18 protein-coding genes are annotated in these 13,072 nt (G+C 65.1%); 5 read left to right on the top strand and 13 right to left on the bottom strand.

Annotated elements, in window-relative coordinates; all coding sequences use genetic code 11:
- Positions 1-136 precede the first annotated feature (136 nt).
- Genes L8F97_RS08940 through L8F97_RS08930 form a run of 3 tightly spaced genes read left to right on the top strand, consistent with a single transcriptional unit; the run spans position 137 to position 2,010 of the window.
- Positions 137-1,222 (top strand): insulinase family protein, encoded by a 1,086-nt coding sequence (locus L8F97_RS08940; protein ID WP_242148647.1) that lies wholly within the window; start codon positions 137-139, stop codon positions 1,220-1,222.
- Positions 1,186-1,662: a hypothetical protein gene (locus tag L8F97_RS08935; RefSeq protein ID WP_242148645.1), complete on the top strand. Its 477-nt coding sequence runs from the start codon at positions 1,186-1,188 to the stop codon at positions 1,660-1,662. The genes L8F97_RS08940 and L8F97_RS08935 overlap by 37 nt, the downstream gene beginning before the upstream one ends.
- A gap of 24 nt (positions 1,663-1,686) precedes the next feature.
- Positions 1,687-2,010, top strand: coding sequence for a hypothetical protein (locus tag L8F97_RS08930; RefSeq protein ID WP_242148643.1), 324 nt, complete (start codon positions 1,687-1,689; stop codon positions 2,008-2,010).
- Positions 2,011-2,197: 187 nt separating this feature from the next.
- Here the strand turns inward: L8F97_RS08930 and L8F97_RS08925 are convergent, their stop codons facing one another.
- From L8F97_RS08925 to motA, 12 genes are read right to left on the bottom strand one after another with little or no spacing between them, the layout of a single operon-like run.
- On the bottom strand, positions 2,198-2,635 hold the full coding sequence (locus L8F97_RS08925) for a hypothetical protein (RefSeq protein ID WP_242148641.1): 438 nt from the start codon (positions 2,633-2,635) through the stop codon (positions 2,198-2,200).
- A gap of 9 nt (positions 2,636-2,644) precedes the next feature.
- Positions 2,645-3,514, bottom strand: coding sequence for a flagellar motor protein MotB (locus L8F97_RS08920; RefSeq protein WP_242148639.1), 870 nt, complete (start codon positions 3,512-3,514; stop codon positions 2,645-2,647).
- 3 nt (positions 3,515-3,517) lie between these two features.
- Positions 3,518-3,805, bottom strand: a complete 288-nt coding sequence (locus L8F97_RS08915; RefSeq protein WP_242148637.1) for a hypothetical protein — start codon at positions 3,803-3,805, stop codon at positions 3,518-3,520.
- A 7-nt stretch (positions 3,806-3,812) separates the two neighbouring features.
- Positions 3,813-4,328, bottom strand: a complete 516-nt coding sequence (locus L8F97_RS08910) for a chemotaxis protein CheD (protein WP_242148635.1) — start codon at positions 4,326-4,328, stop codon at positions 3,813-3,815.
- 4 nt (positions 4,329-4,332) lie between these two features.
- On the bottom strand, positions 4,333-4,722 hold the full coding sequence (locus L8F97_RS08905; RefSeq protein ID WP_242148633.1) for a response regulator: 390 nt from the start codon (positions 4,720-4,722) through the stop codon (positions 4,333-4,335).
- A 1-nt stretch (position 4,723) separates the two neighbouring features.
- Positions 4,724-5,758, bottom strand: a complete 1,035-nt coding sequence (locus tag L8F97_RS08900) for a chemotaxis response regulator protein-glutamate methylesterase (protein WP_242148631.1) — start codon at positions 5,756-5,758, stop codon at positions 4,724-4,726.
- On the bottom strand, positions 5,755-6,627 hold the full coding sequence (locus tag L8F97_RS08895) for a CheR family methyltransferase (protein ID WP_242148629.1): 873 nt from the start codon (positions 6,625-6,627) through the stop codon (positions 5,755-5,757). The genes L8F97_RS08900 and L8F97_RS08895 overlap by 4 nt, the downstream gene beginning before the upstream one ends.
- Positions 6,624-7,115 (bottom strand): chemotaxis protein CheW, encoded by a 492-nt coding sequence (locus L8F97_RS08890; RefSeq protein WP_242148627.1) that lies wholly within the window; start codon positions 7,113-7,115, stop codon positions 6,624-6,626. The genes L8F97_RS08895 and L8F97_RS08890 overlap by 4 nt, the downstream gene beginning before the upstream one ends.
- A complete protein-coding gene (locus tag L8F97_RS08885) occupies positions 7,112-9,253 on the bottom strand; it encodes a chemotaxis protein CheA (RefSeq protein ID WP_242148625.1) in 2,142 nt (713 codons plus the stop codon). Before L8F97_RS08885 ends, L8F97_RS08890 begins: the two co-directional genes overlap by 4 nt.
- Entirely contained in the window at positions 9,250-9,615 is a 366-nt protein-coding gene (locus L8F97_RS08880; RefSeq protein WP_242148623.1) for a response regulator, read from the bottom strand. Before L8F97_RS08880 ends, L8F97_RS08885 begins: the two co-directional genes overlap by 4 nt.
- Positions 9,612-9,905 (bottom strand): hypothetical protein, encoded by a 294-nt coding sequence (locus L8F97_RS08875; RefSeq protein WP_242148622.1) that lies wholly within the window; start codon positions 9,903-9,905, stop codon positions 9,612-9,614. The genes L8F97_RS08880 and L8F97_RS08875 overlap by 4 nt, the downstream gene beginning before the upstream one ends.
- Positions 9,906-9,909: 4 nt before the next feature.
- Positions 9,910-10,791, bottom strand: a complete 882-nt coding sequence (gene motA / locus L8F97_RS08870; protein ID WP_242148620.1) for a flagellar motor stator protein MotA — start codon at positions 10,789-10,791, stop codon at positions 9,910-9,912.
- Positions 10,792-10,981: 190 nt separating this feature from the next.
- On the opposite strand from motA, the gene flaF reads away from it, so the two are divergent.
- Complete coding sequence (gene flaF, locus L8F97_RS08865) at positions 10,982-11,362, top strand: flagellar biosynthesis regulator FlaF (RefSeq protein ID WP_242148617.1); 381 nt, start codon at positions 10,982-10,984, stop codon at positions 11,360-11,362.
- A gap of 274 nt (positions 11,363-11,636) precedes the next feature.
- Positions 11,637-11,990 (top strand): hypothetical protein, encoded by a 354-nt coding sequence (locus L8F97_RS08860; RefSeq protein ID WP_242148616.1) that lies wholly within the window; start codon positions 11,637-11,639, stop codon positions 11,988-11,990.
- Positions 11,991-12,000: 10 nt separating this feature from the next.
- Here the strand turns inward: L8F97_RS08860 and L8F97_RS08855 are convergent, their stop codons facing one another.
- Positions 12,001-12,618 carry a response regulator transcription factor gene (locus tag L8F97_RS08855; RefSeq protein WP_242148614.1) on the bottom strand — a complete coding sequence of 206 codons (618 nt, stop codon included), beginning with the start codon at positions 12,616-12,618 and terminating at the stop codon, positions 12,001-12,003.
- Between the last annotated feature and the right edge of the window lie 454 nt (positions 12,619-13,072).

The raw sequence follows: 13,072 nt of genomic DNA, 5'->3' as shown, positions 1-13,072 counted from the left end.
GATTATCTATGTAGCGGACACGCTGACCTTCGAAGGTGCGCCTCCTTTCGGCCGTAAACATCTTACATTTTCAGGTCCGTCGTAGTTCAGAAGCAGCTGCGCAGTCGGACCGCTGGTGGGAAGTTGAGGCTCTTGAATGCGCAAACAGGTTCGAGCCTCTTTGTGCGTGGGGCTACTTTTTACCGCCACCTCCACTCCCGCAGTTTGGGCAAGAGAGGCGATCCGCAATGCGGGCGACATTTTTCCAAAGCGGATTGCTAAACCGGCTTATCGAGGGCGCTGGCAGCCGATAGTCAAAGGGCGTCTCAGGAATGGCGATCGCTATGCCATTCTTCCGCGCCAAGGTCACGAGGCCGGAGCAGGGCTCCTGTTACGCAACGACGGTGGCTTCATCGCCGAGCGACGACCGGGAGAGCGCGGCTTGGCCCATTTGATCGAGCATGTTGCTTTTCTCAGCCCAACAACTGGATCGCCGAATGATCGCAACCATTTTCCCCACGTAGGCCTGTCGCTGTCGTTGCCCGCACCCTCCGCTGGAACAACCAGCTGGAGCGAAACGAATTATTTTGTTTCCAGCAAAACGACCAAACCCGAAGACCTGGACAAGCTGCTCGGTCTCTTCCGCGAGGTCGTCAGCGATCTGACCTTGCATACTGATGCGGTCGACGAAGGGCGGACTCAAGTCATAGACGAGATGGCCCGCAGGAAACCCGGCAACGACATCTACGCTAGCTACATTGCCGCGGTAGCGCCCGGCTCGCCGACCGACGTGATAAACGGGCAAAACTCGGATGACGTACCCACTGCCAGCGTCGCTACGATACGCGCACTATATCATCGCCTTTACCGACCTGAAAACATGATGATCGTGATCGTCGGCAACGTAAACGCGACGAAGATGAAGGCGCTGATCACACAGCGTTTCGGCTCGTGGCAAGACGTCGGACCGGCGCCGGTGCATGCGCCCGTCCCGACCTTCAAGGCAGATCGCATCGCGCCGATCAGCTACGCGTCGTTGGCGGAGGGCCGCAGGGGCGTTTTTATGACGGTGGTTTCGCCGTTGCCCCAAGTGCCACTAACGCGGAAGCGACAGGCCGAGATGGCGCTGATGGACATGGTGATGGTGCGCGCGGTCAATAAGCGGCTCGCGCTGGCGCATCCGATAGCCCGCCAAACGCAATCGGCATGTGGATCGAGCATGGTGAGCAGGGGCACCGGCTGATCATGCTGTGGAACAACTTCACTGGCGATCAATGGCGATCGGCTGTCGGCGAACTGAAGCAGCTCACCTGTAACCTTAGCACGGGCGGCTTCTCCGAACAGGAGTGGAGTGCCGCCAAGCAGGACGTGATCAATGATCTTGCCGCAAGCTCCGACGCTATGGCCGAGATGGCGAATGTCGAACTGGCCAAGGATCTGTCCCATGCGTTGGCGGCCGGCAGAGACCTGATCCCGCCGGATGAGATGCTGGGTTATGCCAAGGGCTGGTTTCCCGCGATCGGCACCATCACGGCCAATCGCTGGTGGAACGAACAATGGGTCGCCGGCGCCGAGCACATCCGCGTCGAGGCGCCCGAGCTTGCCATGGTGAAAGACCCTGTCGCGGCAATACGCACGGTTGCCGACAATGCCGTGCCGGCGGGATGCAAAGTGCGACCATAATCACCGTCGTTGAAGGAGGTTGGCATGACGTTCGCTGTAGCCGCGGTATCGCTGCTCGGTTCGGTTGTTCCTACGCCGATCGCGACGCGTGTCGAGGATTTCGATCTTGCTACGGTGCAACGCCAGGAGGCGACGTGCGCCGAGCATGATCCATCTGACGACATCGTTGTATGCGCCCCCAAAAACATGAACTTCGCGATTTCCGGCCTCGGGCAGTTTCCGGAAAAGCCCGTACGGGCGAAGTTTGTCGGCCCCCTCAACGCAGAAGCCACCGTTCACGCCATCAAGACGGACAATCCGTTTGCCAGCACCCCGGCGGCAGCGGTGACCCTCAAGTGGCACTTCTGAGATCAATTGCTGGTGGCATGCTGCCGGCTTAAAAAGCTACAGGCATGCCTCAATCAGATCGCGACCGTTCGCTGACTCCGACCTCCGGTAAGCAGACGTGCCGGAAACCACCACCTCCAGACAATCCAAAGGCGCAGCCGGGTGTGATCCTTGTGCCTGACCTGGCGCGGATAACCAGCGCACCGGGTCAGGCCGGCGCTGCCGCCGTCACGATCGCGCGTTTCACGCCGTCCTTGGCCAGCGCCTCGCCCGCCGCTGCCATCAGCACCGTCTCGAACACCTTCAGGTCCGGCAGCACGCCTTGCGGGCCGCTCGCCATCGGTGAGCGGTAAGTGCGCATGTTGACCGCGTTGAGGAACAGCGGCAGCTTTTCGGTCACCTCCGCGCTCTTGTCCTGCAGCACCTCCAGCGACACGTCGAAATTGGCATAGCCCGACAGCTTGCCGTCGCTCGCCACGATCGGCGCGAGGATCTTGCCGGCAGGTACGAACACCGTCGCCACCGGTGCGGCGCCTTTGGCGTGCGCCGCCTGCGGCTTGAGGAACAGCATCGCCGCATAGCCGCCGCCCGCGCCGAACACGATGCCGCCGATCACCATCAGCAGCGGGATCAGGATCTTCTTCATGGCCGCCCCTTAGTAATTGAAGCTCAGGTCGCGCGGCAGCGCCGATGCGTCGGCGATCAGCACGATGGTGATGCGGCGGTTCTCCGCGCGCTTGGGCTGATCGGGGTAGAGCGGGCGGGTATCGGCGAACGCCACCACCTCACCCATCCGGTCCGCCGACAGGCCGCTGGCGACAAGCGCCTGACGCGCCGCCAGCGCGCGTTCGCTCGACAGCCGCCAGTTCGCGTCACCGCTGCCGCCCGAGGCGTCGGTATGCCCCTCCACCGCGACCTGCACGCGCGAGGTGGCGATCTTGGACGCCACGCGCGCGAGCAACCCGCGCCCGTAGGCGTTGAGCGTGGCGGTGCCGCCGTCGAACATGCTGTGCTTGTCATTGTCCATCAGGTTGATGCGGTAGCCGTCGCGTGTCTGCTCGACGTCCACCGTCTTGCCGCCATCGCTGCTCGATCCCGCCACTGTGTCGAGCGCGACCTTGAGGTCCTGCGCCGCCACCCGCATCGACGCGTCGGGCATGTCCGCACTGCCGCCGCGCGCCACGCCCGCCGATGCCGCCTGGATCGCGGGGACGCCCGCCGCCGTGCTGCCATCGCCACGCATCGCCTGGGTATGGCCGCCCGCGTTTTGGGTGGTGCTGGCGCCGCTGGTCTGCCCCTGCGCCTGCGGCGAGTTCGGTGGTGCCGGCGAGAAATACTCGGCGAGGCCTTTGAGCTTTTCCTTGTCCGGGTTGGAGATCAGCCACAACAGCATGAAGAATGCCATCATCGCCGTCACGAAATCGGCATAGGCGACTTTCCACGCACCGCCGTGATGGCCGCCGCCGGACACCTTCTTCACGCGCCGGATGACGATCGGGCGCAGGTCGTTGCTTCGCGTAGCCATGGCTTAGCCCTCCGGTAGCGCGCGGGCGAGACGCGCCTGCAAGCCGCCCAGCCCGACTTTGCCGAGCGCCTCGTACGTCGTCATGCCGTCCGCCATCCGGCCGAGCAGCCGGCCGCATTCGTCGACATGTTGCGAGATGATGTCGAACTGCTGGAGCTTCTCCAGATGCTTGTCGATCATGTCGACGTCGCAGACCAGCTCCTCGGCAAGCCGCTCGAGCAGGGTGCGCACCTCGCCGAGTTCCTTCGCCATGGCGAGCATCAGCTTTTGCCGGTGTAGCGTTGTGGGCATATCGTCCTCAGAACAGGTCTATGTCGCCGGCGCGCGGCAGGTGCGGCACGGGTGCGGGCGGCGGTGCGTCGTCGGCGCGGATCGAGCGGACCTGGCCCTCCCACGGCCGGAACTCGACCCGGCGCGCGGTGGTGCCGCCGAGGTCGCACGCGCCGGTCGCGATCCCCTCCACCGCCATGAAGCGCCGGGCGAAGGCGGCGTTATCGCTGCCGATCCCGCCCAGCCCGGCGACGATGTTGGCGCCGCCGAAAATACGCGCGCGCAGCCGTTGCCGCACCGCGCCGCGCGCCATCATCGCGTTGATGAGCAGTTCCATGGCGTGAACGCCGTAGCGGGACATCTCGTCGTCGCGCAGCAACTGCTCCGCTCCCGGCTCGCCAAGTAGAAAATGGTTCATGCCGCCGACCCGCGCGACCGCATCGTGCAGGCACACCGCCACGCACGACCCGAGCAGCGTCGTGATGACGACACCCGGTTCGGCGACGACGGCGTGCTCGCCCTGGACGATCGCGAGGCGGTGCATGAGCTCAGCTCAGCGCCCCGAACACGCGCTCGATCTTTTCCTTCAGCGCGGCCGGAGCGAACGGTTTGACGACGTAGTTGTTGACGCCGAGCTCAGCCGCCTTCTGCACCACAGCGCGTTCCGCCGAACCGGTCAGCATGATGAACACGGTCTTGCCGATCACCGGATCGCCGCGCACCGCCTCCAGAAAGGCAAGGCCGTCCATGTCCGGCATGTTGTAGTCCGAAATGATGAGGTGCACGCGATCCTCCCGCACGGCGGGCAGCGCCTCAAGCGCGCTTGGACGGTCGCGCACGTCGCGAAAGCCGAGATCCTGCAGCGTGCGACGGATCATCGCCCGCATGCTGGTCTGATCGTCCACGACCATGACCTTTATGGCCGATGCAGCCGGCATCTCAACGCTCCCGTTTGATGCGCTGGCAGGCCGACAGGATCGCCCGCGGCAGCGCATTCAGATGATGTTCGTGTTCCACGGCCCCCGCCTCGCACGCGGCACGCGGCATGCCGTAAACGATGCAGCTCGCCTCGTTCTGGCCCAGCGTTCTCGCGCCCGCGTCGCGCATCGCGCGCAGGCCCTGTGCGCCGTCCGCGCCCATGCCGGTCAGGATCACGCCGGTGGCGCGTGCGCCCAGCCCCGCGATCGACCGGAACAGATGGTCAACCGACGGGCGATGCCCCGACACCGGCGGCGCATCGCTCAGTTTGATGCGCCCGTGCGACAGCCCCATGTGCCGCCCGCCCGGCGCGACATAGGCGGTGCCGGGCACGATAACCGTGCCGTCCAACGCCTCGACCACGCGCATCGGGCAAAGCCGGTCGAGCCGGGACGCGAAACCGGCGGTGAAGGCGGCGGGCATATGCTGGACGATCAACACCGGCGGGCAGTCGACCGGCAGGGCCGACAGGATGGAGAACAGCGCCTCGACGCCGCCGGTCGATGCGCCGATCGCGATCATGCAATCGGTACACAAATCGGCTGCCGCGACCGGCTGCGCCGGGCTCGGCGCACGCGGCCGGGTGCGGGCGGCGGCCTTCACCGTGTCACGCAGCATCTGCCCGTCGCGCGCCAGTTCCCTGACCCCGCCGACCGGCTTGGCGATGCAATCCACCGCACCCAGCCGCAGCGCCTCGACACTCACCTCGGCACCGCGCGCGGTCAGCGTCGAACACATCACCACCGGCATCGGCCGCAGCCGCATCAGCCGTTCGAGAAAGGACAACCCGTCCATCCCCGGCATTTCGACGTCGAGCGTCAGCACGTCGGGATCGAGCGCCTTGATCATCTCACGCGCGGCATGCGGCTCGGGCGCGCCGCCGACCACTTCGATCTCCGGGTCGGCGGACAGGATCGCCCGCAGCATCGCGCGCATCGAAGCGCTGTCATCGACGATCAGGACGCGGACGGGGGTAGCGGGGGCGGGCGCGCTCATGCGACCGGTCCGCCATGTTTGCGGTAGATCGTCTGCCCGCACGATTCCATCTGCGCGCACGCCGGGCCGACCAGCCGCTCGCTATGGCCGATATACAGGAACCCGCCCGGCACCAGCTGCTCTACCAGCCGCGCCTCGAGATCGGCCTGCGCGGCCTTGTCGAAATAGATCATCACGTTGCGGCAGAAGATCGCGTCGAACTGGCGCCGCATCGGCCATGGATCGAACAGGTTGAGCACCCGCGCGGTCACCAGCGCGCGTGCCTCCGCGGCGATCTCGATGCCGTCCGCCGTCGCCTTCGTCCAGCGCGTGCGGTGGGCAGCGGGGATATGCTTTGCGGCGGCAGCCGGGTAGCGGCCCGCGGCGGCGGCGACCACCATCGCGGGCGACAGATCGGTGGCGAGCAGCAGCAGCTTGCCGCCCTGCGTCCACGCCGGATCGCGACCGAGCAAGGTCATCGCGATCGTGTAGACCTCCTCCCCGCTCGATCCGCCTGCCGACCACACCCGCACCGGCTCGCGCCGCGCCTTCTCCCGCATCAGCGGCAACGCCACGCCTTGAAGATGATCGAAATGGTGCTGCTCGCGGAAGAAGTGGGTGTGGTTGGTGGTCAGCGCCTCGACCAATGCGGCGCGCTCACCCGCGTCGCGCTCGACCAGCGCGATGTAATCGGCGAACCGCGCCAGCCCAAGCGTGCGCAACCGCCGGCTCAGGCGCGAATGCACGAGCGTCGCCTTGCTCTCGGCAAGGTGGATGCGCGCATCGGTCTGCATGATCGCGGCGACCCGCGCGAAGTCGGCGGGCGTCAGGTCGGCGGCGAGGCTCCATGTCTCGCCCCCGGTCTGCGGGATCGGTGCAAGATAGCTCACGCGGCAAGATCCATCGGCCGCGACAGGCGCAGCGCGTCGAGATCGAGCAGCGACACCATGATCGGCTTGCGTTCGGTCGTACCATCGCCGCCCCGAGCCGCGATCGCGATCAGGCCGAGGATCATGCTGTCCTCACCGGTGTCGACGTCGGGCGGCGGCTGAATCGCACCATCGGCGATCACGACGATGTCGTTGACCTCGTCGACCAGGAAACCCGCGTGCTTGCCACCGATGTTGCACACCAGAATGCACGAGCGCGCGTGCAGCCTGCTCGGCTCCCAGCCAAGCCGTTCGGCAAGGCCGACCACCGGCACGACGCTGCCGCGCAGATTGGTGACGCCCTTGATGTACGCCGGCACGCCCGGCAGCGGCGTCGGTTCTTCCCACTCGCGGATTTCGACAAGGGCGTGCATGTGGATGCCGAACGTCTGCCCACCCAGCGTGAAGGTGACGATCTTCTGTTCGCCCTGCGTCTCGCGCGCGCTCATGCTGCCAATCCTTTCATCGTGTATTTCGCCGTGGCGACGGGCGCGGCCGCCACTAGCGCATCGACATCCATGATCAGCGCGATCGACCCGTCGCCGAGGATCGTCGCACCGCCCAGGCCGCGGATGGGATAGAGATGCCGGTCGAGGCTCTTGATGACGACCTCGCGCCGCTCCTCGATCGTGTCGACCATCAACCCGACCCGACCGGCGACATCGCTGTCGACCATGATGACAATCGATTCCTCCGGGGTAGGCGCGGCCTCGCGCCGCATCGCGAACAGATCGCCGAGCCGCTTCACCGGCACGAACTCGCCTCGCAGCTCGATCACCTCGGCGGCGGGCGTGACACGGCGGACCTGTCCTGGCTCGGGCCGCACCGATTCGACCACGCTGGCGAGCGGCAGCACATAACGCTGGCCGGCGAGGCGGATGATCATGCCGTCGAGGATCGCCAGTGTCAGCGGCAGGATCATCGTGAAGACGGTGCCGACGCCCGGCTCCGACTCGATCTCGATCCGGCCGCCGAGCGCCTCGACGTTGCTGCGCACCACGTCCATGCCGACGCCGCGCCCGGAGATGTTCGACACCTTTTCCGCGGTCGAGAAGCCCGGCGCGCAGATCAACTGGTCGATCTCCTCATCGGTGAGGACCGCGTCGGGCGCGACCAGCCCCATTTCGATCGCCTTTGCCAGCACCCGCGCGCGGTCGATGCCACGCCCGTCGTCGCGCACGCGGATGATGATGCGCGCGCCGCGCTGCTCGGCGGAGAGCGTGAGGCGGCCCTCGGCGGGTTTGCCGGCGGCAATCCGGTCCGCGCACCGCTCGATCCCGTGGTCGACGGCATTGCGGATCATATGGGTCAGCGGGTCGCCGATCTTTTCGATGACGCTCTTGTCGACCTCGGTATTCTCGCCGCTGATCTCGAGCGCGACGCGCTTGCTGGTTTCCGCGCACAGGTCGCGGAGCATGCGCGGCACGCGCGAGAACGACTGGCGCAGTGGCTGCGCGCGCAGCGACATGACATTGTCCTGGATCTCGCGCGTCAGCCGGGTGAGCTGCGGCAGCTCGGCACGCTGCTGATCGACCGGCGCAAGCCGGTCGGACAGAATCGAATTGCGGATCACCAGCTCGCCGACGAGGTTGAGCAACATGTCGAGCTTGGCGACGTCGATACGGATCGTCTGCGTCGGCGCCTCAGCGGCGCGCGACTCGGTGGCTACCGACGGCGGCTCGGGCGGCAGCGGCGGGCACGAATCGCACTCCACCACGGCAACGACCGGTGACAAGGGCGGCGGTGCGACCGACGCGGGAGGTGCCAGCGGCGCAGGAGGTGCAGCCGACACTTCGCGCACGATGTCGACCACGGCGTCGGGCACGACGAAATCGAAACACTCGGCAATGTCCTGCTCGGCAACGCTGGCGGGCAGCGCAATCGTCCATCCGATATACGCATCCTCCGGATCGAGGTCGCGTAGCGGCGGCACGGCCATCGGCGTGACAACCGTGGCGATCCCCCCAAGCCGCTCGAGTTCGCGGATCACCAGCAGCGGCTCGCCTGCGTTGGCGAGCGCCGCGCGCGACGGCACGAAGCGCACCCGCCAGCCCGGTTCGGAAGCCGTATCGACAGCAGGTACGGCAAAATCGTCGAACAGATCGAAATCGACGCCGACCGGAACGAAGCCGAAATCGTCGTCGGCCGGCGCGGTGACCGGCACCACGACGGTCGCGGCCGCCGGTGCGGCAGCCGCCGCCTCGCCACCCGCCAGCACCGCCTCCAGCGCCGCAAGCGCGGTGGCGTCGTCGGGAAGCGGCGCTTCACCGCGTGCTGCGGCGACGTGATCGGACAGCACGTCCAGCGCCGCCAGCATCACCTGCGCCACCGCCGGCGTCGCCTCGATCCGGCCGCCGCGCACCGCATCAAGCAGATTCTCGAAGCTGTGCGAAAAGGCGAGCAGCGCGTCATGCCCGAACGCGCCCGATCCGCCCTTGATCGAATGCACCGCGCGGAACACCGCACCGACCACGTCGGCCGACGCCGCGCCTGCCGCCATCTCCGTCAGCCCCTGTTCGGCGCAGGCCAGTCCCTCGGCGCATTCCTCAAAGAAGATCGCCTGGATATCGTCGAAACCGTCGCTCACGGGCAGACGCGGCGGATCGCCGCCCCCAGCTTGTCCGCGTTGAACGGTTTGGTGATCCAGCCGGTCGCGCCGGCGGTGCGGGCGCGCGCTTTCTTCTCGTCGGAGAATTCTGTCGACAGCACCAGGATCGGCGTACCCCGGAAACCGTGGATGCCGCGCACCGCCTCGATCAGCCCGAAGCCGTCTAGCTTGGGCATGTTGATGTCGGTGATGAGCAGATCGGGCGTCACCTCCTGAAACCGCTCGAAGCCGTGTTCGCCATCGTTCGCGGTTTCGATGTGGAACCCTTGCGCGGTGAGCGTCGCCTTGAGCAGCATCCGCATGCTCGCCGAATCGTCGACAGTCAGGATTGTCTTGGTCACAGGTCGAAATCCTTTCCGAGCCCGAGCGCACCGGTGAGGCCGAAGCCGGCAAGGCGCGCGGCGAGCGTGGGATCGAGATGGTCGATGGCGAAAGCCTGGCCGGTCACCACTGCCTCGGCGCGCGCCGCGACGAGAAGTTGCAGCACCGCCTGGCCGATGGTCTGCGTATCGGTGGCATCCACGACGATGCCGTCGCCCTGGTCGGCGGCGATCACCAGCCGGACGCGCAGATCCTCGGCATCTTTGGTCAGGCAATGCACCGGCAGGCGCAGTACGGTGTCCATCATCATGCCCTTACGCCGCCGCGCTCAGTGCGCTCTTGGCTTCGTCGAGCGCGGATTCGAGCTGCTGGAAGGTCGGCGCGGACGACGACGGCGTCATGCGCCGGGCGATCTCGACCGCAACCTGCGTGGGCAGGCCCTGCGCGTAGCCGATGATCGCGGTCTTCGCGATCATATAGACCTTGCTGTCGCCCTCGATCACTTGGAGCAGCTTGGAGGCGAGCGGACCGATCACGCAGTACGAGAGCAGCACGCCGAGGAAGGTGCCGCAGAGCGCGCCGCCGATCATGCCGCCGAGGATCTCGACCGGCTGATCGATAGAGCCCATCGTCTTGATGACGCCGAGCACGGCTGCGACGATGCCGATCGCGGGCAGGCCCTCCGCCATCGCCTGAAGCGCGTGCTGCGGCTCCAGCTCCTCGTGATGATGCCGGTCGATGTCGTTCTCCATCGCCTCGGTCATCTGGTTCGGGTCCTCGAAATTGACCGTCATCATGCGCAGGTAATCGCAGATGAACTCGATCAGGTGATGATCGGCGAGCAGACGCGGGAAGCGGCTGAACAGGTTGCTTTCGTGCGGGTTGTCGAGATGCGGCTCGATCGCGGTGGCGCCGCCTTTCTTGAAGGTGGTCAGCACCTGGAACAGCAGGGTGAGCAGGTCGCGATAATCGGTGTCCTTCCACCGGCTGCCCTTGAAGGAGCGCATCAGCCCCTTGCCGGCCAGCTTCACCGTGCCCATCGAATTGGCAACGATGAACGCGCCGACCGCAGCGCCGCCGATCGCCATCAGCTCGTGCGGCAACGCCTCCATGATGACGCCGAGCTTGCCGCCGCCAAGCAGGTAACTGCCGAACACGCAGCCGAGAATGATGAGGAACCCGACACCGTTGAGCATGATCGCCCCTTAACCACCCGAGAAATGCTTCTGGTCGGATTATAGGAAAATATTGCCGCCCCTTTGCGCGCTGCGAAAGAAAGTGGCGAAGCGCCCGGAAAAGCGTGCGCCCTGCTATTATGGGAGGAGTTTACCGCGCAGGCGCCGCCCTTCGGCGCGCCGGTGCGCCCAGCAGGAGTGCAACACAGTCATGTCGGTCCATGCCTATCAAAAAGCGCGCAACATCATCGAAACGCCGCGCTCCACCGAACATCGCCTGATGGGTCAGGTGACCGGCGAGATGATCGCCGCCGCTGCCGCCGGCAAGAGCGGTGTCGCGCTGGCCGGATGCCTGCATCACAATCGTGAAGTTTGGTCGGCGTTTTCCAGCGCGTGCGCAGCACCGGGCAACGAGCTTCCTGTCGCATTACGCGGACAGATCATCTCGATCGCTTTATGGGTCGACCGGCATAGCAGCGCGGTAATCGGCGGACGCGAGACGATCGACGCGCTAATCGACGTGAACCGATCGGTCATGGATGGCCTCGCCGCCAGCAACGACGCCGCCACTGCGATGGCGGCGAACGCCTGACGCCATCGTATGGTGGTGCGGTTTCGTTAACGAGGTTGGTACGGAGCGCAATGCTACGGAAATGACGAGGAGTCAGCGGAAGCGTAAAGGTAGGTCCATAATGGAGTTATCATCTCTTGACCCGACCGCTTCGCTTTGATCCCTGTCGCTTCTTAAGAGTCGTCGCCTGGCAACCGAGCCGGTGCGAGCGGACGGCCGTGCGGCATAGGTATTGTCGCATGGGGTTTGGAAGCGGGCGCCTCGATACACTCCCGACTCGGCGGGAGAAGCCATAATGACAGACCTTACTTCTGCGCTAGGACGCGCGGTCGTTGTCGCCTCGCCCGATGCCAGGCTGCGCACGCGCTGCGTTGCGCAACTCGCGCAACGTGGTGAAACGGTGGTATCGGCAGCGGACTTCAAGACGCCGGCGATCGGCGACGCGCTGCGGCGTACCGCGTCGATCGCAATCGCCGAGTCACTGCTCCCGGCCGATCCAAGCCAGTGGTGCGAGATCATCGAGGATCATGGCTGGTGCGGCCGCGTGTTGATCCTCGGCACCGCCGGCAGCACGGTCGATCCCGCCGCGACCGAACTGCCCTACTTACCGGCACCATTCGACATCGCCCGGCTGGTCGCGCTGCTGTAAGGCGGCGCGGTCAGTCCGTAGTGATCATCCCTGCGGTGAACGCGAGACGCAACGCTTCCGACAAGCTACCGACCTTCAGCTTATCCATCAGATTCGCCCGGTAGATCTCGACAGTCCGCGGGCTGATGTCGAGATCGATCGCGATCATCTTGTTAGACCTTCCCTCGATCAGCCCCGACAGCACGTCTTTCTCACGCGGCGACAACAGCGCGATCAACGCTTGCGCCTGATCCATGCGTGCCTGCACCCGGCCGTCCTTTTCCAGCCGGGAGAATGCAAGATCGATCGCGGCGTTCAGCGCCTCGAACTCGTAGGGTTTCTCGATGAAGTCGACCACGCCCGATTTCATCGCCGTGATAGCAAGCTGTATATCGCCGCGCCCGGTCAGGATGATGGTGGCGAAACGGCCCGACCCCTCGATGTCTTTCAGCACCTCCATACCACTGACGCCGGGCATATGAATGTCGAGCAACAGACAACCCGGTAATAGATCATCTTTCGCGCCAAGAAATGCATCGCCGGTTCTAAAGCTTTGTATGACCGTATTCGAGGCGATCGATAAAAGACTGTGCAACGATGCCCGAACGACGTCATCGTCATCAACGATATAGATATTTCGGCTCGCCACCACAAACTCCCCTAGTTCGCACCCCTGATATAAGAACGCTTTTGCAGCTATATCAATACGCTATCGCGCCATTGTGGCCGGGTTTGACGTAGCCGGCTGTTACCGGAGGTCTGCATAACCGGTCGTGCGGTGTGCCCGTACCCCGACGCAAGTCATGTCCGCGAATCCAAGCCATAGATGCCGACCTCGCCAAGCACTTGCGTCATACTTTTCGTCTAGGGTTTAGGGCAGAGAGCGGAACAGTCAACAAGTCGTGGTGACGCTTACGCTAACTAATATATGATGGCGATCGGACAGTAGCTCGATTTTCAATGCCGCCGCTTTGTATCGCATCTCTGCCGCAAACACGTCGATACGCACGTGCGAAAGCCACTACGTGCCGTTTTGGCGCTGACCTTGGCACGCCAAAGATGCCAGAATGCTGCACTTGCGTGAGCGTCTCCCAACCTAGATC

This window comes from Sphingomonas sp. BAUL-RG-20F-R05-02, from assembly GCF_022662305.1.
Lineage (GTDB): Bacteria > Pseudomonadota > Alphaproteobacteria > Sphingomonadales > Sphingomonadaceae > Sphingomonas.
The sequence above is the reverse complement of the archived record's forward strand: the minus strand, read 5'-3'. Positions and strand labels throughout refer to the sequence as shown.